Here is an 18,554-nt window from a genome sequence, read left to right as displayed (position 1 = left end):
CCGTCCCCATATCATGACAGGATGGTCATCATCCCGTTCCCGTTTCCATTCAGGCAGATATCCGGACATGAAACAGCATAAGGTCATGATGGGGGAGCGTGTCCTGTATCAGGCAGCCCAGCTTTCCCACGCCCGCCGCTTTGCCGCGGCCCGACGGGCGGAGGGGCTGGACTGCCATGTGGTGCCCGATACCACGACGCGAAACAGGCGGGTCCGCATCAATGCGCTGACCGGCAGGCCCTATGGCAGGCGCGCCCCATAGCAACCGGGGTCGTCACCCCTTTTCATACAGAACAGAATAAGACGTAGCTGAATACCGAATATAACCAGACCAATATGGTACGCGTTCTCATCCAACCTGCACTCAGGACATGAGCAGGAGCAAAAAAGAGCGCGATTATGCCAGACGAGTTCGCCAGACCCGTTGCCTTCCCCATCATGGAATCCGGCATTCCGGAATGGGTCCACGCGACGCTGAGCCGCCAGTATGCCAGCATCCTCGACGAACCCATCCCGATGACGCTGATAAACCTGCTCCTGTCGGATGGGGAGCAGAGCCTTGCTAACAGGGCGCCATTGGACATGCCCCCTTCCCTGCATGCGGACATGCACGCGATCATGGAAAGCGTCGCGCTGGCGACATCACCATGACCGCCTGCATCCGTCACCGGACATCGCAGGGTCAGGATGGAAACAGGAAGGCAGCCAGCGCGTGCGCCTGCTGACGGATTTCGGGAATGGCCGTCGTTTCAAACAGGCTTCCCGCACGCAGTGGCCCGATTGCATGGAGCCGGGTTGACGGTTTTCCATCCCGCCCGACAAGCGCGCCGTTCGCATCCGTTGCGAAAGTAACGTCAAGGTCGCCGGGAACGGCCATGCCCGTGTCAAGCAGACAACGGAGCAGCGGCGTGTCCACGCGACGGAAATTCGTGTCCGGCGCGGTGCAGTTCATGACCATGTCGGCCGCGAATTCTTCCTCCCCCGCCCGTGTCCTGACATGGACCCGCAGGTCATGGCCATTTCCCGACAGGCCCGCCACATGTCCCCGCCGCACGACAAGGCGGCCCGTGGCGATTTCCTCGGCAATACGCCGCGCGACGGGCGGCGCCATCCGGTGACGCGCCGTGTGCCAGCGGTGAAAGAGATGTCGCCGGAACCGCCGCCGTTCCGTATCCGGCAGGCGCGCCCACAGGGCATTGCTGCATGGCCGCAATGAATCCACCGCCGCCCGCCAGGACACCCCGTTTTTCAGGGCCACGCGCACATGACGCAGATACTGCCGCGCCGTGGGCGTCGTGTCGGCGGGAATGACGGGGGACGGCACGGGTTCGACCGGCCCGTGCGCACAGGGCAGCAGGCCATGGCGCGATATCATCGTAATGACGCCACCATATCCCCCACGCCGCAGGCGCAGCAGGACATCGATGGCCGTCAGGCCGGAACCGACCAGAACAACCGGCGCATCGGCCGCGGGCCAGCGCGGCCACGTATCCCAGACGGCGCGAACATAGCGTCCCGAATCCCGCGCGATGCCATCAACGCACGGAATGTCCACCGGCAGCGCATGCCCCATGGCAAGAACCGTCATTCCGGTCTCCACGGTATTGCCATCATCCAGATGGAGGATGGTCGTCCCGCCGCGCACTTCCAGTCGTGTCACCCGCCGTCCATGGAGGACCGGAATGCCGGTTGCGCCAAAACGTCCGGCCAGATAGTCGCCCCACACCATGCGAGGCATGAAGCGCGTGCCATCAGCGGTGTCCGGCCCATGTTGCGCAAGCCACGAAACAAAATCCCCCGGCCCATCGGCCAGCGCCCCCATGTTTGCGGCCCTGACATTCAGCAGATGGACAGGTTCGGTCGTCGAATAGGCAACGCCACGCGCGATGCGCGCGCGAGGTTCGATCACCATTATTTCCTTGGGATCGGTCCTTTGCGCCAGATGAATGGCGGCGAGAACGCCACTTGCCCCGCCCCCGATGATCGCGATCCGGGTTTTCATGTGATCCCCTTCCGAAAGAGTCGTTCCCGACAACGAACGATCCAGCATTCGGAAAGTCTTTGCCCGTTTGCGTCAATCCATTGGAAAGAAACGAACCTTTTCAGAGATTCCCGGTCCTGTTGATGCCGGCCGCCGGGCACTATCCGACGACGGCATGCCTTTCCCGTAATGGTTCGCACACCAACATGATGCGCCGGATGGAAATGAAACGATGACGCAGTCCTTCAAGCTTTCGGATCGGGCATGAAGCGGTCGTGCCAGGCAACCGGAAGGTTACGGTCATGCATCATCAGGATAATTACAAAATATTACGCATACGACAAAAACCTTCCCCCAGAAATTCCGTTACGAGCCAGGTTCATCTGAACGGATTTCCGGCATGAAAAGCATAATTGGAAGCCCTGCGCCGGTTTCAGAAATTCCTGTTATTTCAGGCACGTTTCCGAACCTGCGCAGGGGTATTTCCGCGCAGCGCAGGGGTGTTGGCGCGCTGTTGCTTGATTTTCTTAAAAAACATGGGGAAGCCATCCTGTACCGTGCCTCCGGCCTGGGGATCATGTCCGGATTTGCAATAAACGGCATCCAGAAGAATCTGTTCGGGGGCGGCGTGGCAGGTTTGAAAAACCCGAGTTCCCCGCTCGATACTATCCGACATGCCTATGTCCGGCATTACTGGAGGCCCGAGGAAGGAAGTGAATGGCTGGATATCGCCGTTGCCTTCATGCTCTGGCTGCCAGGCATAATTGTGCTTTCGATCATATCCACGCGTCGAAACGCATCATATGCACGCAGGCATTCCGGAAGAGCCATGCCACGGCAATTTCTGGACCAGATAGTCATTGGACTGACAACCGGAATACTTCCACCATGGTATTATATATTTGATCTATACAAAAAAGATAACAGGGGCTCCTGCCTGTCCTATATCGGGCGTGGCGAGACAAAGGCCGGCGCGTATGTGGTGCTGACCGATGTTCCGCGAAAACACTGCATCCTGGGGAACAAGGATATTTTCGCCGCGCACTGCCGGGAATTCGGCCTTCATGCCGTTGAACCGGTTGCCATCGCGGATGATGGGCACATCATGTTTTCGGATACATCCCTGACACGCCTGCCTGCATGTGACCTGTTTATCAAACCCGCGCGCGGCAGTGGCGGGCGTGGGGCGGAACGCTGGCGCTGGCAGGGAAAGGACATGCAGGGACAGGACATATATACCGGCACCACCGGACGTCTTGCGGAGGTGGAACTGCGCCAGCGGCTTGCATTCCGTTCGAATGGCCGCAGGACAATCATACAGCGCTGCCTCAGCAATCATCCCGATATCGCGCAACTGGCGGGCCATGCCGTTGCAACCGTCCGCATGGTAACCTGCCTGAACGAGGATGGCATGCCGGAGATTACGGACGCCATTTTCCGTATGGCAACCCGCCCTGACTGTATCGTGGACAACATTCATGCGGGCGGGATCGGGGCACCGATCGACATTTCATGCGGGCAACTGGGATGTGCAAGCAATCTGGGCGTGGATGCAACCCATGGCCGCCTGCGTCACCATCCCGGCACCAATCACGTCATAGAAGGCGTCAGGCTACCTTTCTGGAACGATGTCCGTGCGTTGGCGTGCGCGGCCCATGCCACCCTGACCTCCTACGTCATTGTGGGATGGGATATCGCCCTGACCACGCCCGGTCCCGTCCTGATCGAGGGGAATAGCGGTCCCTGTCTGGATATCATGCAACGCATGGCGGATCGCCCGCTGGGCGATGGGCGTCTTGCCCACCTTCTGGCCCATCATCTGCTACAGGGACGCCAGTCATCGATACCGAACGCCCGGCAGCAATGCCACCATGACGGCGCGATGACAGGCTGAAGGCCGGCTTTTCCCATGGGCCTTTTTACATATGATCCCGCCTTGGCGCCGATACGCACGTGAACGGGGAACCGTCCTGCCCACATATCCGTTGACCCCAGGCCGAGGCAATGCAGACAAATGGCGCAAGGCGTTTCGCCGTGTATCAGGAGGCTTTCATGTCCTGCCATGGAAATGTCAGGCTGGGAAATATCAGGCTGGCGTGCATGGCTGTGCTGGCCTGTGCCTGTCCCCTGACGACGGCACACGCGCAGTTTGCAGCGCCCCGCTCTTCCCCGGGAAAGCCGGTTGCCCCGGCATCACCCCCGATACACGATCAGGCCAGTCCGGACTCAGTATCCGGTCCTCCGGCCCATCGGCATCGCAAACCCAATGAACAGCCCGGACATTCCCCATCAGGCCAGCCGCCGACAGGACAAGAACCAGCCACAGGCGATCAGCCCGGAACCAGACCGGCCAGCCCCCCGCAGTAACAGCGGACGCAGACCTGCATCACCGGCATGCAGTTATGGAAAACAGCATCAGGACCGGGAGACCGGCAGGGTCATCTCGATCACGGCCATGCACAGGGCAAAGCCGTGTCAATTCCTGACGGCCGAGTTACCCAGGCCGCTGAAAAATGGCGCGCCCTGTTGGATTCGAACCAACGACCCACAGCTTAGAAGGCTGTTGCTCTATCCAACTGAGCTAAGGGCGCGGAACACCGCGTTGTGCCAGATGGAAGCTAGTGCGTCCAGTTCTGGATACGGTCACAGCGAAAATTATCGGCATAGGCCTTTGGCTTGCGGATGCGCGGAACGGGCAGTTCCAGATCATATCCGATGCCATTATGCATGGCATAGGCAACGGCGGCTTCCTGGGAGGGGAACAGCAGGCGCACCTGCGACAGCGTGTCGCGGCTCCCGGTCCAGCCCATCAGCGTGTCGACATGCCGGGGCTGTGTCTGGCCATATTCCAGAACCCACGTATGCGTGTTCGCCTGACCTGACTGGGTTGCCGTTTTTGATTCCTGATAAACGCGGGCACGCATGAAAACGATCTCCCATTATGGTGGTCGGGGCGCCCGGACTCGAACCGGGGGCCTCGTGTACCCAAAACACGCGCGCTACCAGGCTGCGCCACGCCCCGTCACCATGGAGGGGGAAGCTATGTGTCATTGGCCGCTCTGGCAAGCACCTTGTTGAAAAAAATATCGCCCCCGCATGCTGCCTGACAAGCCGGCCGGCCATCAAAACCTGCTGGCATGACAACGCATTCACGTGAACATCGCCGCCATGCCGGCCGTAACGCCCGTTCAGGAGCGTGACGTATCGTCCCTGCGCGCCAGCGGCGGAATGAACAGCGGCGCGGTGTCCCACGGGAACAGCACCCAGGTTTCCTGCGGCACCTCCACCACGAACATGTCCGTCAGGGGGCGGCCCGTCGGCTTTGCATACAGGCACGCGAACAGCGCCTTGGGCAGCATCCTGCGCACCAGTTCCGCCGTGACGCCCGAATCCACCAGATCATCGATGATCAGGAACCCTTCGCCATCGCCTGCGGCTTCGGGCCGCTTGATGACCGTGGCCTCGCCCTGCCTTTCCTCGTCATAGGTCACGACGGAGACCGTCTCGATCAGGCGGCAGTCCAGTTCCCGCGCGATGATGGCGGCGGGGATCAGGCCGCCACGCGTGATCGCCACGATTCCCTTAAAGGGACCACGCGGCATGAGCTCCGCCGCCAGCTGACGGGCATCGCGGTGAAGCTGGTCCCACGTCACGGTCGCATAACTGGTTGCCATCAGAACAGTTTTCCTCCGTCGGGGACGCGGCTGTCCGGACGGATCAGCACGGCCTCCCCCTTGTTGTCGCGCATGCTCAGGGTCAGGACCTCGCTGCGGAAGGGCCCGATCTGGCGTGGCGGCACATTCACGATTGCACAGACCTGCCGCCCCGCCAGCCGCGACGGGGTATAGCGGTGATTGACCCGCACGGCGGACGTGCGCGTTCCAAGATGGGAACCGAAATCGATTCGCAGTCGATAGGTATCGCGGTACGTATCCGGAAGGGGGCTGGCCTCCAGGATCGTGCCGACCCGGATATCCAGATACCCGGTGCCCCCATCGCTGGCGGGCATGTCCGATACAGGCGGCGCAAGGTCTGTCATGGAAATGTTTCTGCCCATGTTCGCGTCATATTGTAAACCTGCGATCAATCCTTTTCGACATGGAATTTTCACCAGGGATTTCATGCCGGATTCAATCGCGCGCCTGCTATAGCTTGGAACATCATGACACGACCGAAGAATTTTTCCGCCACGGCGGAGGAAACATCCAGACCGGATCCGCATGCCGGCGGCCTTCTGCGTCATCCCGGCCTCATGGCGTTCCTGATGGCGCGGACCTCCTCCTCCTTCTCCTCATGCGTGCAGGCGGTGGCCGTGGGGTGGCAGATCTATGCCCTGACCCACAGCGCCCGCTCCCTCGCGCTGGTGGGACTGGCGCAGTTCTTTCCCATGATCTGCCTGACGATGCTGGCGGGACATGCGGCCGATCACATGAACCGCCGCCGGATCGCCATGACCTGCCAGGGGATCGAGGCGGCCTCGGCACTGATCATGGCGACGGCGGCGTTCGGGGGATGGACCACGCCGGGCATGATCTATGCCATGGTCATGGTCTTCGGCATGGCGCGGGCCTTTGAAATGCCGTGCCAGCAGACCTTCCTTCCCTCCATCGTGCCGCCCTACATGTTCCCCCGCGCCGCGGCTGTCTCCTCCTCCCTGTTCCAGGCGGCGGCGGTGACGGGGCCATCGGTGGGCGGCCTGCTGTACGGCGCGGGCGCGGGCCTGTGCTACATGATCTGCGCGCTTGGCTTCGCGCTTGCCATGCTGGGTACCTTCCTGCTGCCGCTGCGCAATATCGCACGCCCGCGCCAGCCGATGTCGCTGTCGATGTTCATGGATGTCTGGCGCTTCATGCGGAAACGGCCCGACATGCTCGGGGCGATTTCGCTGGACCTGTTCGCCGTGCTGCTGGGCGGGGCCACGGCAATGCTGCCTGTCTATGCCAGCGATATCCTGCATGCCGGTCCCATGGGGCTGGGGCTGCTGCGGGCCGCGCCAGCCATGGGGGCGGTCGCCTGCGCGGTGTTTTTCGTGTGGAAGCCCCTCAACCATCGTGCCGGGCCATCCATGTTTGCCGCTGTCGCGACATTTGGCGTGGCGACGATCGTCTTTGCCTTTTCCACCTCCATGCCGCTGTCGATCCTTGCCCTGGCGGTGCTCGGGGCGGCCGATGTCGTCAGCGTGGTGGTGCGCGGGGCGCTGGTGCAGCTGCGCACGCCGGATTCGATGCGGGGACGGGTCTCCGCCGTCAACATGCTGTTCATCGGATCGTCCAACCAGCTGGGAGAATTCGAAAGCGGCATGCTCGCCAGCGCGATTGGCCCGGTGGAGGCCGTGGCGCTGGGCGGGGTCGGGACGATTGCGGTCACGCTGCTGTGGATGGCCATGTTCCCCAGCCTGCGCCGCCTCGACCGGCTGGATGACATCCGCGCGGAATAGGACTGTGCCGCAGTCATCGAAAGTTCATGCGGAACCGATGTGCGTTTTTTATTGCATATCAGGCATGCAATATGTTCCCCTTGTCATGGGCGCCCGTTAAGTGCGGCCACCATCAAGGAGAAAGTGACATGTATCAGTTCACGGACATGCTCTTCGCCAAGACAAACATTCTGATGGGGCAGCTTAAACACGAAATTGGACGTGCTGCCGGCAGCAGAAACCTCCAGGCACGGGGCATCGCGCAGAAACGTCGCGGACGCCGTCATTCCGAACGGGTGGACCGCATCCACCAGGCCATCCTCGAACAGGGTGGCGCCTATGACCTGGGCCGCGACCGGCGGCGCGGCCACCAGATCCATTTCCAGTAACCCGATATCAGGCGGTCCCGGCGGCGCATGCGGTCGGGACCAGTCACGCAGCACAATTCAGTCCAGATGCCGCTCGTCAGTCGTGCCCACCTCCATGATGCCCGGCATGTCGGACAATGTGGCGATCAGCCGCGCAATGGGCGTGGGACCGTTCACCTGCATCGATAGGCGCACCTGACGCCTTACCGTCCCCGACACCGGGGGAATCCGCATATCGGTCCCTTCGTAATCCGCCTGGTCCTCCAGCGCCTCGCGCGCCGTTTCATACAGGCCCTCGCGCTCGATACGCACATGGTCCACCCTGAAACGCAGGCGGGTGCATTCCACCAGTATGTGCCTCAGCACGCCTTTGCCATCGGCATAGGTGATGCCGATATTCGTGACGGCCTGACGTTCATGCGGGATATGACGCAACAGGCGCGGGAAGATGAACATGATGACGAAGTGGCCAAGCGTCGTGGCGATCGCCAGCGCCAGCAGCCCCGCCCCGCACGCCATGCCCAGCGCCGCCGTCAACCAGACCGATGCCGCCGTCGTCAGGCCGCGCACCACGTTGCGGCGCATGAAAATCACGCCACCACCGATAAAACCGATCCCGGATACGATCTGGGCCGCGACCCGCGACGGATCGAGGATGACCCGTTCCTTTTCAAGGACGTCGTTGAATCCGTACTTGGACACCAGCATGAACAGGGCCGCCGCCACACCGACCAGTGTATAGGTACGCAGTCCCGCGCTTTTCTGGCGGATTTCCCGCTCCAGCCCCACCAGCCCCGAAAGCAGGAACGCCAGGCCGAGTTCACCCAGCTGGACCCAGCCCTCGCCGGGCGCATGCGTCATGACCATGCGTCAGATATTACCCCATCCCTGCCATTGTCATTCATGTTCCACTACCGGGCATGTTCCACTGCCGGGATTTCCCGCCCCGCACGATGCCTGCCGCCGCCGACAGGCATCGATCGGGGAAATCCCCTGCCCGTTTCAGGACCGGACGTCCCACCGGAACAGTCATGATCCATCCGTGAAACATGCCGGTATATGTATGGTTTTTATATCCCGGGCAGGCGGCGGCCCCTTCCGGCCACAGGAACATGACCTTGCGGGAACACCCGCCGACCTGCGGAAAGTTCAGGTCGCGTCATCGGGAACGCGCAACTGTCTTTTTTTCCGGTCCCGCGCGCATAGCGGCACGATCTCCTTGAGTATTTCCATCGCGGCAGGCGCCGACAGTCCCGTCTCGTCGGAAAACCTCCTGATTTCGGCATCGGAAAACAGGGTGCGGATCATGCTTTCCGTTGTGGCGGGGGGCCTGTCCTGCTGCTGCCACTGCGACACGGCATCGAACACCTCCGGCGTCTTTGACCGTGCCTCCAGCCGGGTGGGCTGGTCCTTTCGGGTAATTGGCCCCAGTATTTCGTTCAATACTGTAATCAGGCCGGAATGATCGCCTGTCGCGCCTGTCAGGAAATCACCGGCACGGGTAAAGAAATTCGATTCAGTCATTGAGTGTCTCCCCTTTCTGGGAATTACTTCGGATGACCTCAGCCCAACGCGGGCGCTTTTGCCTGAGTTCCCCTCCCTGCCTTCACACTCCCGCGTGGGCGATCCCCGTGCGGCGTATCTGAAACAGGCCCAGAGACAGTTTGGAAACAATCTGTTGATAGAAAACAGGAAAAGTTTCCGGGTGTCGCCTTTTTTCAAAAAGGCGACATTATCTGAAGCTTTTTGAAAAAAGCTTCACCAAAAACTTTCCGATGATCGACCCCTGCCCGCCGGCCCGAATTGCCGCGTGTGGAGCCTAGAACTGTTCCACGCGTCCGACCCCATCAATCGACTTGATCATCTGCGCGATACGCGGGGTCACGCGGTAACGTTCGCTCAGCGTCACCTCCACATCGCGGGTTTCCGCAACGGAAGGGTGAAGGATGATACGGCCGCGTCCCCCGCCATGGCCATCCAGGATATCGCGGATGGGCGCAATGGCATCGGCGCGATCGAACCATATCCGCAGTTCAGCCGCCGCATCGGCCGCCGCCTGCTCAAGCTCCATGACATCGGACGCGGTAATACGCAGTGCCTCGCCATCAAGGCGCAGGTCCGCCGTCACGACCACGGCATTCCCGGCAGTCAGGATTTCGCGCGAACGCAGCAGGACTTCGGAAAAGAACGTCACCTCGCATCCGCCGCTGGCATCCGACAGCCTGACCCACGCCATCTTGCTGCCGGTGCGGGTCGGGCGTTCCTTGCGGTCGACCACGCATCCGGCAATTTTCACGCGGGTAATCCCCGCCTGCGCCGCTGCTTCCAGTCCGGTGGATTTCACCACGCCCAGACGACGCATCAACGGGCCATAGGAATCCAGCGGGTGCGCCGTCAGGTGGAACCCGATGGCGTCGGCCTCCATGCTCAGCCGATCGAATTCGGGCCAGTCCGGCACCGATGGCAGACGCAGCGTCTCGCGCGCCGGGCCTGCCGCACCGCCCCCGCCAAACAGGCCGATCTGTCCGCTCGCCGCTTCCTGCGCGTGCGACTGTGCCCGGCGCAGGATCATCTCGGCGGACGCGCAGGCCTGGGCGCGATTGGGAAGGAGGGTATCGAACGCGCCGGCGCGGGCCAGGTTTTCCAGCTGCATCTTGTTGATGTTGCGCGGGTCGATACGCGCGGCGATATCCGCCATGTCGGCAAAGGGACGATCGCCGCGCGACGCGACCAGCGACTGCATCGCCGCCAGTCCCACCTTCTTGACCGCCGCAAGGGCATAGCGGATCCCGTACTGCCCGTCCGGCAGCTTTTCCACCGTGAAATCCGCGTCAGAGGCATTGATGTCCGGCGGCAGGACGCTGATACCCAGCCGTTCGGCCTCCTGCCGCAGGGCCGCCAGCTTTTCGGTCTTTTCACGCGCCAGCGACATGCACGCCGCAAGGAACGCCACCGGATGGTTGGCCTTCATCCATGCCGTCTGGTACGACACAAGGGCATAGGCCGCCGCATGGGATTTGTTGAAGCCGTAATCAGCGAACTTCGCCATCAGGTCAAAGACCTCGACCGCCTTTTCATGGTCGATGCCGCGCTTGACCGCGCCTTCGGTAAAGATCACGCGCTGCTTGTCCATTTCCGCGCGGATCTTCTTGCCCATCGCGCGGCGCAGCAGGTCCGCGCCGCCAAGGCTGTAGCCCGCCATCTTCTGCGCGATCTGCATCACCTGTTCCTGATAGACCATGATGCCATAGGTCTCTGACAGGATATCGCGGATTTCCTCGTGCGGGGGTTCCCACGGCTCCCCGTGCTTGCGACGGCAGTAATCGGGAATGTTGGCCATCGGACCCGGTCGGTACAACGCAACCGCCGCGATCAGGTCCTCCAGCCGGGTCGGACGCATCTGCTTGAGGACATCGCGCATGCCCGCGCCTTCAAACTGGAACACGCCCCCCGTATCCCCCCGGGCGAGCATGTCATAGGTCAGCTTGTCATCCAGCGGCAGCGCGGCAAGGTCGACCTGCACCCCGAGCCTGTCAAGGAACTGCACTGCGCGCTGAAGGATCGTAAGCGTGGTCAGGCCGAGGAAGTCGAACTTCACCAGCCCGGCCTGCTCCACGAATTTCATGTTGTACTGCGTGACCAGCATGTCGCTTTTGGGATCGCGATACAGCGGCACCAGTTCCACCAGTTCGCGATCGCCGATCACCACGCCGGCGGCATGGGTGCTGGCATGCCGGAACAGTCCCTCCAGCTGGAGGGCGATTTCCATCAGCCTGCGCAGCGTCTCGTCATTGTCGCGCATTTCCTGAAGGCGCGGTTCCCCGTCGATCGCCTGTTTCAGGGTAACGGGCTTGGCCGGGTTGTTGGGGATCAGTTCGGCAACCCTGTTGACCATGCCGAACGACAGGCCCAGCACGCGCCCCACGTCACGCACCGCCGCGCGGGCCTGCAGCTTTCCGAACGTGATGATCTGCGCCACGCGGTCGGGGCCATATTCCTGCCGGACGTAACGGATGACCTCGTCACGCCGGTCCTGGCAGAAATCGATGTCGAAGTCGGGCATCGATACGCGTTCGGGATTAAGGAAACGTTCGAACAGCAGGTTGAACGGAATGGGATCAATGTCCGTGATCGTCAGCGCCCATGCCGCCAGCGACCCCGCGCCCGACCCACGCCCCGGCCCCACGGGGATGTCATGCGCCTTCGCCCACTGGATGAAGTCGGCAACGATCATGAAATAGCCGGGAAAGCCCATGCGCGCGATGATGTCGAGTTCAAAGGCCAGCCGCTCCTCATAGGTCCGGCGGGTCTGTTCATCGACATTCATGCGCGACAGGCGACGTTCCAGCCCGTCGCGCGCCATGCCGCGCAGGGTTTCCTCCTCCGTCGCACCGGGCGCCACCTTGGGACAGACCGGCAGCAGCGGCTTGCGCGTCTCCACCTTGATGGCGCACAGGCGCGCGATCTCCAGCGTGTTGTCGCAGGCCTCCGGCAGGTCCTTGAACAGTTCGCGCATCATGTGCGGCGGCTTGAACCAGTGTTCGGGCGTGACCCGCCAGCGATCCTGTTCGGCCATGGTGCGCCCCTGCGCGATGCACAGCAGCGCGTCGTGCGCCTCGTACATGTCCGGGCGGGGAAAGAAGCATTCGTTTGTCGCCACCAGCGGAATCCCCGCCCTGTCGGCAAGGGCGATCATGCCCGGCTCCACCGCCTGTTCCGCAGGCAGGCCGTGGCGATGCAGTTCCACGGCCATATTGCGGCCAAATGCCTCGTACAGGCGCGACAGCAGGCGTCGCGCATCGGTTTCCAGACCTTCGGCAAGCATGCGGAACAGCGGCCCGCGCGTGCCGCCTGTCATCAGGAACAGTCCCTCGGCACGTTCGCACAGCAGGTCGAGGGGGACTGTGGGTTCATCCGTCTCATGCTGCAGGAACCCGGCGGAGGACAGGTACTGCAGGTTCATCAGGCCGGTTTCGTCACGCGCCAGCAGGGCCATCGGCTCCGCCGGGCTGCCGGGCTTGTCGCACCGCGCGGGCAGCGCGACCTGGCAGCCAATGATCGGCTGGATGCCCTTTTTCGAACAGTACTGGGAAAACTCCAGCGCCCCGAACATGTTGCCGGTGTCGGTTATGGCAACGCCGGGCATGCGCATTTCATGCGCCAGGCTGACGATCTCGGGCACGCGGATCGCGCCCTGGCTGAGGGAATAGGCGGAGTGGACACGCAGGTGAATGAAATCGGCATGTGACATGGCCCGATCCTACCCCACCATGCCGATTCTGCGCCAATGCTCTGTCAGAATCTGCCTGACCTGAAATTGTAAAAGTTTTTGGTGAAGCTTTTTCCAAAAAGCTTTGAAAGACGTCACCTTTTTAAAAAAGGCGGCACCCGGAAACTTTTATCTTTCAGCAACAGGCTGTTTTCAAACAATCTCTGCGCGCGGGGCTACTACCTCATGCAGCTTTCCGTCACGCAGCGTCACGATGCGGTCCATGCGCACCGCAAGGTCCATGTTGTGCGTGGCGATCAGGGCCGCGACCCCATGGTCGCGCACCATCGCGATCAGGGCATCGAACACCGTATCCGATGTCTGCACATCCAGATTGCCCGTCGGCTCGTCCGCCAGCAGGATGCGCGGACGGTTCGCCAGCGCACGGGCGATGGCCACGCGCTGTTTTTCCCCGCCCGACAGCTTGCCCGGCAGGTGGTCCAGCCGATGCTCCAGCCCGAATGCGCACAGCAGTTCATCCGCGCGCGTTTTTGCCTTGCGACGCGATACCCCCGCGATCATCTGGGGCAGGATGACATTTTCCCGCGCCGTGAATTCCGCCAGCAGATGATGGAACTGATAGACGAAGCCGATGCGGTCACGCCTGATTTCGGTGCGCTGCGCATCATTCAGCCGCCCGGCATCCACGCCATCGATCACCACCCGCCCGCCATCGGGATATTCCAGCAGCCCCGCCAGATGCAGCAACGTGGACTTGCCCGTGCCCGACGGCGCGACAAGGGCCACGATTTCGCCCGGGCGCAGCGCAAGGTCCGCCCCCCTGAGCACATGGAGCGTTTCCTCGCCACTGCGATAGGAACGGCAGACTTCCTCCAGATGCAGCGGAAGGGAATGATGCTCATTCATGGCGCAGGGCCTCCACCGGGTCGGTCCGCGCCGCCCGCCATGACGGATACAGCGTCGCCAGCAGCGACAGGACCAGCGCCATGACGATCACCTCCAGCACCTGCGACCAGACCAGTTTCGCGGGCAGGTGCTCAAGGTAGTACACCTCCGCATTGAACAGGTCCGTGCCGGTGATTTTCTGCAGGCCCTGGCGGATACGTTCGATATTGAGGCAGAAGACGATCCCCAGCAGCGTTCCCGCAATGGTTCCCGTCACCCCGACGGACGCCCCGCACATCAGGAAGATGCGCATGATCGCCCCACGCGTCGCCCCGATGGTGCGCAGGACCGCGATATCGGCGGTCTTGTCCTTGACCATCATGATCAGCGACGAAATCACGTTGAAGGCCGCGACAAGGATAATCAGCGTCAGGATCAGGAACATGACGTTCTGTTCCACCTGCACCGCGCCAAAGAAGGCATTGTTGCTCTGCGTCCAGTCCATGACGCGCACCTGCGTCTCGCCCAGCGCCTGTTCGATGCGGTTCCTGACCGGACCGACATTTTCCGCGTCATGGGTCATGACCTGGATCTGCGTCACCTGCCCCGGCATCTGGAAATAGATCTGCGCGGCATGAAGCGGCAGGAACACATAGCTTGCGTTGTAATCGTTCACGCCGGCGTCGAAAATCGCCACCACATGATAGGCCCGCACCCGTGGCATGGTGCCAAAGGCCGTCGCCGCCCCGTTTGGCGAGACAAGCGTCAGGCGCGCGCCCACCGTCAGGCCCGCGCGTTCCGCCAGCGTCGTGCCTACCACGATGCTGTCGTCCGATCCGAAATCATCCAGCGACCCCGCCACCAGCGACCCGCTGATTTCCTTCAGCCCCAGCAGGTCGTCGCGCGTCATCCCGCGCACCAGCCCCCCGGCGTTGTATCCCCCGGAATTGAGCAGGACCTGCGCCTCGATCAGGGGGCTGGCGCTGTCCACGCCGGGCACCCGGCGCACCCGCCCCGCCAGCGCGTCGTAATCGGAGATGGTGCGCGAAATGCCATAGACGCTGAGATCGCCATTCAGCCCGAGGATACGTCCCAGCAGGTCGGCCTTGAACCCGTTCATGACCGACATGACGATAATCAGCGTCGCGACACCCAGCGCGATCCCGACGAGGGAGAAGATCGCGATGACGGACACGAACCGCTCCCCCCGCCGGGCATGCAGGTAACGCCCGGCGACGGCACGTTCAAACGGACCGAACATTCCGCTCAGGTACCCGCGCCGATACGCGCCAGCGCCGCGTCAACGTCCAGCTCGCTGCGTTCGCCGCTCTGGCGGTTTTTCAGCTCGACAATCCCTGCCTTCGCGCCACGGGGGCCGACGATGACCTGCCACGGATGGCCCATCAGGTCCGCATCGGCGAACTTGACGCCCGCGCGTTCCGGACGGTCGTCATACAGCAGGCGATCCGGGGCCGCCGCGTACAGCCGCTCGCAGATTTCGTCACACTGCGCGTCGCCATTTTTCAGGTTGATGATGACGGCGGCGAACGGCGCGACCGTTTCGGGCCAGATGATGCCCTGGTCGTCATGGCTCGCCTCGATGATCGCGGCGACAAGGCGCGAGACCCCGATCCCATAGGACCCCATTTCGGGGAACAGCGGCGCCCCGTCCGGCCCGCTGACGGAAATATCCATCGATTCCGTGTATTTGCGGCCAAAATGGAAGATGTGCCCGACCTCGATCCCGCGCCCTTCCCTGCGGCGTTCGACCGGCACCTTCGCCCATTGCGCCTCGTCATGCTTCTCATCCGTCGCGGCATAGAACGAGGTCATGCGCCGGAAGAATTCCTCCAGCGACGCGCGGTCCGAAATGTCCACCGGTTCCGACAGCCAGTCCTGTTCCTCCAGCGCGCCATCAAAGAACACGCCGCTTTCGCCCGTGGGGGCAAGGACAAGGAATTCGTGGCTGAGTTCGCCGCCGATCGGCCCCGTATCGGCCACCATGGGGATCGCCTTGACCCCAAGGCGCTGGAACGTGCGCAGATAGGCCAGCATCATGCGGCGGTAGCTGTCGACCGCCGCGTCGTAATCGGCATCGAAGCTGTAGGCGTCCTTCATATAGAACTCGCGCCCACGCATCACGCCAAAGCGCGGACGCACCTCGTCGCGGAATTTCCACTGCACGTGATACAGAACCTGCGGCAGCTCGCGATAGGACTTGACCACCTGTCCGAACAGGTCCGTCACCATTTCCTCGTTGGTCGGTCCATACAGCAGGTCGCGTTCGTGGCGGTCACGGATACGCAGCATTTCGGGGCCATAGGCGTCATACCGGCCCGAACGCTTCCACAGTTCGGACGACTGCAACGTGGGCATCAGCATTTCCTGCGCGCCGATGGCGTTCTGTTCCGCCCGCACGATGTCGGCAATATTGCGCAGGACCCGCAGGCCCGCCGGCAGCCATGCGTAAATTCCCGCCGATGTCTGGCGGATCAGGCCAGCCCGCAGCATGAGGCGGTGCGAGGTGATCTGCGCCTCGGCGGGATTTTCCTTGAGGGTGGGAAGAAAGCTGCGGGACAGACGCATGTGCGTATCAACCTTATATTCAGAACCGATCCAGACGGCGCGAACCGTAACCCAATAATATCACCCGTGGAATGGGGCATATGCACGCCCGGCGGCGACAGGTTCCCCCACCACACCCAAGCGTGATCGAAAACCCGGCCGCCAGCCGTTCAACATCCCCGTGAGGCAGGTGACACGCCCGGTCGGTCATGTCTAGATTACCCCCACGATCCGAGTGTCGAAAACGCCGCCGGGTTTAGGGAAAAAACGTCCTGTAATAAAAGAATGGCAGGAGACGGAACGCCGTCTCCTGCCATAATCATTTCCATCATCCGCAATCGGACGGAACGGACCTTACACACGCAGCAGGTGGACATCCACCAGCGGACGCTTCTGCAGCTTGCGCCCCAGCGCACGACGCAGCGCCGTCTTGGCCGCGTCGCGGAAGGTCACGTCATTTTCGCGCAGTTCATCAGGAATTTCATCCAGCGCATTGCCGAATTCCTCGGTCACGCGGGCGGTTTCCGGATCCTCGGCATCCAGCAGGCCGGGGGCGCTGACCTTGGGGTCGCCAATCAGGTAGCCTTCCTCGTCCACCGCGAAGCTGCCGAGCACGATGCCGTTGAACAGCATGCGCCGACGCGCCGAAAGCACGCCGCCATTCATCTGCAGCAGGCGCCCGCCATCCAGCACGAGACGACCGGTCGGCGCGGTATCGACGACCTCGAACGCTGATTCCTTCATGCTCAGGATATCGCCATCCTCCAGCAGGACCGGCGTGATGTCGAGTTCCTGCGCGATGGCGGCATTGGCGGTCAGGTGACGCCATTCGCCGTGAACCGGGACAAGGTATTTCGGACGCACCATTTCATACAGGCGCCGCACGTCCCCGCCCGTCGCGTGTCCCGACACATGGACCAGATGATCGCGGTCGGTAATCACGTTGATGCCGCGCCGCGTCAGGTTGTCCTGCACCTGGATGACCGCCTGTTCGTTGCCGGGGATCATGCGGCTGCTGTAGATGACGTTATCCCCCTCGCCCAGCGAGATGTTGGGATGGGTGTCCACCGCGATGCGCGACAGGGCCGAACGGGGTTCCCCCTGACTGCCGGTCACGATCAGCAGGAGCTGGTTGTCCGGAACGGAATTGGCCTCCTGTTCCGAAAGGAAGGGCGGAATATCGGCAAGATAGCCGCATTCGCGCGCCGCGACCTCCAGATTGCGCAGGGAACGGCCCACGACGGCAACGACGCGGTTCGCGGCGCGCGCCGCCTTGGCGATCGTTTCCACGCGCGCGACGTTACTGGCAAAACAGGTCACGGCAACCCGCCCCTCCAGCGTCGCGATCAGCTTCGTGATCTCGCGACGGACATCGGCTTCGGAGGCGGAGGGCCCCTCGGTGCGGACATTGGTGCTGTCGCACACCATCGCCAGCACGCCCTCGCGGCCCAGCGCCTCGAACGCCGCGATGTCGGTCGGCGGGCCGACCTGCGGTTCGGGGTCGAACTTCCAGTCGCCGGTATGGACCACGATCCCCTGCGGGGTGCGCAGGACCAGCGCCTGCGCCTCCGGCACGGAATGGGTGACGGGGATGAAGCTCAGGTCGAAATCGCCAGCGCGGAACGCGCCGCCGGGGGGGATGGTGTGGATCGGCACCTGCTGGAGCAGCTGCGCCTCCCCCAGCTTGCGCCGCAGCACGGCGGCGGCGAACGGCGTGGCATAGACCGGACAGCCAAGCTGCGGCCACAGGTGGGCGACAGCGCCCAGATGATCCTCATGCGCGTGGGTAATGACCAGCCCCACCAGCGCCTTGCGGCGTTCAGCGATGAATACCGGATCGGGCAGCAGGATTTCGGCCTCCGGCGTGTCGTTGCCGCTGAAGCCGATGCCGCAGTCCACCGCCAGCCAGCTTTCGCCCTGGCGGTAGAGATTGAGGTTCATCCCGATTTCACCTGTCCCCCCCAGCGGGAGGAATTCCAGATCTGTCATGTCATTCATATGATACTCTGCTGTTCACTGTTCATACCTTTCGATTCAGACAGGCGGGAGAGCGTCCCCCGCCAGAATTCCTGTCATTCCGCGCCTCGGTTCGAGGCAAAACCCGTATCC

The 18,554-nt window shown here is 62.4% G+C and carries 18 protein-coding genes and 2 tRNA genes; 4 read left to right on the top strand and 16 right to left on the bottom strand.

Annotated features, from left to right (window positions below; genetic code table 11):
• Positions 1-67: 67 nt before the first annotated feature.
• Positions 68-262: a hypothetical protein gene (locus tag CFR71_RS01690; RefSeq protein ID WP_110526616.1), complete on the top strand. Its 195-nt coding sequence runs from the start codon at positions 68-70 to the stop codon at positions 260-262.
• Between the two features lie 137 nt (positions 263-399).
• A complete protein-coding gene (locus CFR71_RS01685) occupies positions 400-651 on the top strand; it encodes a hypothetical protein (protein WP_110526192.1) in 252 nt (83 codons plus the stop codon).
• 31 nt (positions 652-682) lie between these two features.
• On the opposite strand, the gene CFR71_RS01680 is transcribed toward CFR71_RS01685, so the two are convergent.
• Both CFR71_RS01680 and CFR71_RS16355 read right to left on the bottom strand, forming a co-directional pair.
• Positions 683-2,002 (bottom strand): FAD/NAD(P)-binding protein, encoded by a 1,320-nt coding sequence (locus tag CFR71_RS01680; RefSeq protein WP_165832017.1) that lies wholly within the window; start codon positions 2,000-2,002, stop codon positions 683-685.
• Between the two features lie 430 nt (positions 2,003-2,432).
• Positions 2,433-2,657: a hypothetical protein gene (locus tag CFR71_RS16355; RefSeq protein WP_165832016.1), complete on the bottom strand. Its 225-nt coding sequence runs from the start codon at positions 2,655-2,657 to the stop codon at positions 2,433-2,435.
• Between CFR71_RS16355 and CFR71_RS16350 the strand changes: the two genes are divergently transcribed.
• A complete protein-coding gene (locus CFR71_RS16350; RefSeq protein ID WP_338065917.1) occupies positions 2,559-3,875 on the top strand; it encodes a sugar-transfer associated ATP-grasp domain-containing protein in 1,317 nt (438 codons plus the stop codon). The genes CFR71_RS16355 and CFR71_RS16350 overlap by 99 nt on opposite strands.
• A gap of 620 nt (positions 3,876-4,495) precedes the next feature.
• Here the strand turns inward: CFR71_RS16350 and CFR71_RS01665 are convergent.
• The 5 genes from CFR71_RS01665 to CFR71_RS01645 form a co-directional block, all read right to left on the bottom strand.
• Positions 4,496-4,572 (bottom strand) — tRNA-Arg (locus CFR71_RS01665).
• A gap of 27 nt (positions 4,573-4,599) precedes the next feature.
• Positions 4,600-4,905 carry an ETC complex I subunit gene (locus tag CFR71_RS01660; RefSeq protein ID WP_110526182.1) on the bottom strand — a complete coding sequence of 102 codons (306 nt, stop codon included), beginning with the start codon at positions 4,903-4,905 and terminating at the stop codon, positions 4,600-4,602.
• Between the two features lie 21 nt (positions 4,906-4,926).
• Positions 4,927-5,003, bottom strand: a tRNA-Pro gene (locus CFR71_RS01655).
• Between the two features lie 166 nt (positions 5,004-5,169).
• Positions 5,170-5,655, bottom strand: coding sequence for a xanthine phosphoribosyltransferase (gpt, locus tag CFR71_RS01650; protein WP_110526179.1), 486 nt, complete (start codon positions 5,653-5,655; stop codon positions 5,170-5,172).
• Entirely contained in the window at positions 5,655-6,020 is a 366-nt protein-coding gene (locus tag CFR71_RS01645) for a tRNA-binding protein (RefSeq protein ID WP_110526612.1), read from the bottom strand. The genes gpt and CFR71_RS01645 overlap by 1 nt, the downstream gene beginning before the upstream one ends.
• Positions 6,021-6,143: 123 nt before the next feature.
• Here CFR71_RS01645 and CFR71_RS01640 point away from each other — a divergent pair, with 123 nt between their 5' ends.
• Positions 6,144-7,418 (top strand): MFS transporter, encoded by a 1,275-nt coding sequence (locus CFR71_RS01640; protein ID WP_110526176.1) that lies wholly within the window; start codon positions 6,144-6,146, stop codon positions 7,416-7,418.
• Positions 7,419-7,501: 83 nt separating this feature from the next.
• Here the strand turns inward: CFR71_RS01640 and CFR71_RS16345 are convergent, their stop codons facing one another.
• From CFR71_RS16345 to CFR71_RS01595, 9 genes are all read right to left on the bottom strand, one after another.
• The gene (locus tag CFR71_RS16345) at positions 7,502-7,777 is read right to left on the bottom strand and encodes a hypothetical protein (RefSeq protein WP_165832014.1); all 276 of its coding nucleotides are present in this window, start codon (positions 7,775-7,777) and stop codon (positions 7,502-7,504) included.
• 66 nt (positions 7,778-7,843) lie between these two features.
• A complete protein-coding gene (locus CFR71_RS01630; RefSeq protein WP_110526173.1) occupies positions 7,844-8,632 on the bottom strand; it encodes an MgtC/SapB family protein in 789 nt (262 codons plus the stop codon).
• A 34-nt stretch (positions 8,633-8,666) separates the two neighbouring features.
• Complete coding sequence (locus tag CFR71_RS17100; protein WP_275405100.1) at positions 8,667-8,798, bottom strand: hypothetical protein; 132 nt, start codon at positions 8,796-8,798, stop codon at positions 8,667-8,669.
• A gap of 116 nt (positions 8,799-8,914) precedes the next feature.
• A complete protein-coding gene (locus CFR71_RS01620) occupies positions 8,915-9,289 on the bottom strand; it encodes a hypothetical protein (RefSeq protein WP_110526167.1) in 375 nt (124 codons plus the stop codon).
• A 295-nt stretch (positions 9,290-9,584) separates the two neighbouring features.
• Positions 9,585-13,016 carry a DNA polymerase III subunit alpha gene (gene dnaE, locus CFR71_RS01615; protein WP_110526164.1) on the bottom strand — a complete coding sequence of 1,144 codons (3,432 nt, stop codon included), beginning with the start codon at positions 13,014-13,016 and terminating at the stop codon, positions 9,585-9,587.
• 171 nt (positions 13,017-13,187) lie between these two features.
• Complete coding sequence (locus CFR71_RS01610; RefSeq protein ID WP_110526161.1) at positions 13,188-13,901, bottom strand: ABC transporter ATP-binding protein; 714 nt, start codon at positions 13,899-13,901, stop codon at positions 13,188-13,190.
• The gene (locus CFR71_RS01605) at positions 13,894-15,141 is read right to left on the bottom strand and encodes a lipoprotein-releasing ABC transporter permease subunit (protein WP_110526158.1); all 1,248 of its coding nucleotides are present in this window, start codon (positions 15,139-15,141) and stop codon (positions 13,894-13,896) included. The genes CFR71_RS01610 and CFR71_RS01605 overlap by 8 nt, the downstream gene beginning before the upstream one ends.
• 5 nt (positions 15,142-15,146) lie before the next feature.
• A complete protein-coding gene (gene proS / locus CFR71_RS01600; protein ID WP_110526155.1) occupies positions 15,147-16,466 on the bottom strand; it encodes a proline--tRNA ligase in 1,320 nt (439 codons plus the stop codon).
• 333 nt (positions 16,467-16,799) lie between these two features.
• Positions 16,800-18,443 carry a ribonuclease J gene (locus CFR71_RS01595; protein WP_110526152.1) on the bottom strand — a complete coding sequence of 548 codons (1,644 nt, stop codon included), beginning with the start codon at positions 18,441-18,443 and terminating at the stop codon, positions 16,800-16,802.
• Positions 18,444-18,554 lie beyond the last annotated feature (111 nt).

This window comes from Novacetimonas pomaceti (assembly GCF_003207955.1).
GTDB lineage: Bacteria > Pseudomonadota > Alphaproteobacteria > Acetobacterales > Acetobacteraceae > Novacetimonas > Novacetimonas pomaceti.
Note: the sequence above shows the minus strand (reverse complement) of the source record. Positions and strands in the feature narration are given on the sequence as shown.

Bases quoted from the DNA above. Each gene is read 5' to 3' on its own strand.
- gpt (WP_110526179.1), bottom strand. From the start codon at position 5,655: ATGGCAACCAGTTATGCGACCGTGACGTGGGACCAGCTTCACCGCGAT.
- CFR71_RS01605 (WP_110526158.1), bottom strand. From the start codon at position 15,141: ATGTTCGGTCCGTTTGAACGTGCCGTCGCCGGGCGTTACCTGCATGCC.
- CFR71_RS01610 (WP_110526161.1), bottom strand. From the start codon at position 13,901: ATGAATGAGCATCATTCCCTTCCGCTGCATCTGGAGGAAGTCTGCCGT.
- CFR71_RS01685 (WP_110526192.1), top strand. From the start codon at position 400: ATGCCAGACGAGTTCGCCAGACCCGTTGCCTTCCCCATCATGGAATCC.
- CFR71_RS01640 (WP_110526176.1), top strand. From the start codon at position 6,144: ATGACACGACCGAAGAATTTTTCCGCCACGGCGGAGGAAACATCCAGA.
- CFR71_RS16355 (WP_165832016.1), bottom strand. From the start codon at position 2,657: ATGTCGGATAGTATCGAGCGGGGAACTCGGGTTTTTCAAACCTGCCAC.
- CFR71_RS01690 (WP_110526616.1), top strand. From the start codon at position 68: ATGAAACAGCATAAGGTCATGATGGGGGAGCGTGTCCTGTATCAGGCA.
- CFR71_RS01630 (WP_110526173.1), bottom strand. From the start codon at position 8,632: ATGGTCATGACGCATGCGCCCGGCGAGGGCTGGGTCCAGCTGGGTGAA.
- CFR71_RS16345 (WP_165832014.1), bottom strand. From the start codon at position 7,777: ATGGATCTGGTGGCCGCGCCGCCGGTCGCGGCCCAGGTCATAGGCGCC.
- CFR71_RS01680 (WP_165832017.1), bottom strand. From the start codon at position 2,002: ATGAAAACCCGGATCGCGATCATCGGGGGCGGGGCAAGTGGCGTTCTC.
- CFR71_RS01620 (WP_110526167.1), bottom strand. From the start codon at position 9,289: ATGACTGAATCGAATTTCTTTACCCGTGCCGGTGATTTCCTGACAGGC.
- proS (WP_110526155.1), bottom strand. From the start codon at position 16,466: ATGCGTCTGTCCCGCAGCTTTCTTCCCACCCTCAAGGAAAATCCCGCC.
- CFR71_RS17100 (WP_275405100.1), bottom strand. From the start codon at position 8,798: ATGACTGTTCCGGTGGGACGTCCGGTCCTGAAACGGGCAGGGGATTTC.
- CFR71_RS16350 (WP_338065917.1), top strand. From the start codon at position 2,559: ATGTCCGGATTTGCAATAAACGGCATCCAGAAGAATCTGTTCGGGGGC.
- CFR71_RS01645 (WP_110526612.1), bottom strand. From the start codon at position 6,020: ATGACAGACCTTGCGCCGCCTGTATCGGACATGCCCGCCAGCGATGGG.
- CFR71_RS01660 (WP_110526182.1), bottom strand. From the start codon at position 4,905: ATGCGTGCCCGCGTTTATCAGGAATCAAAAACGGCAACCCAGTCAGGT.
- CFR71_RS01595 (WP_110526152.1), bottom strand. From the start codon at position 18,443: ATGAATGACATGACAGATCTGGAATTCCTCCCGCTGGGGGGGACAGGT.
- dnaE (WP_110526164.1), bottom strand. From the start codon at position 13,016: ATGTCACATGCCGATTTCATTCACCTGCGTGTCCACTCCGCCTATTCC.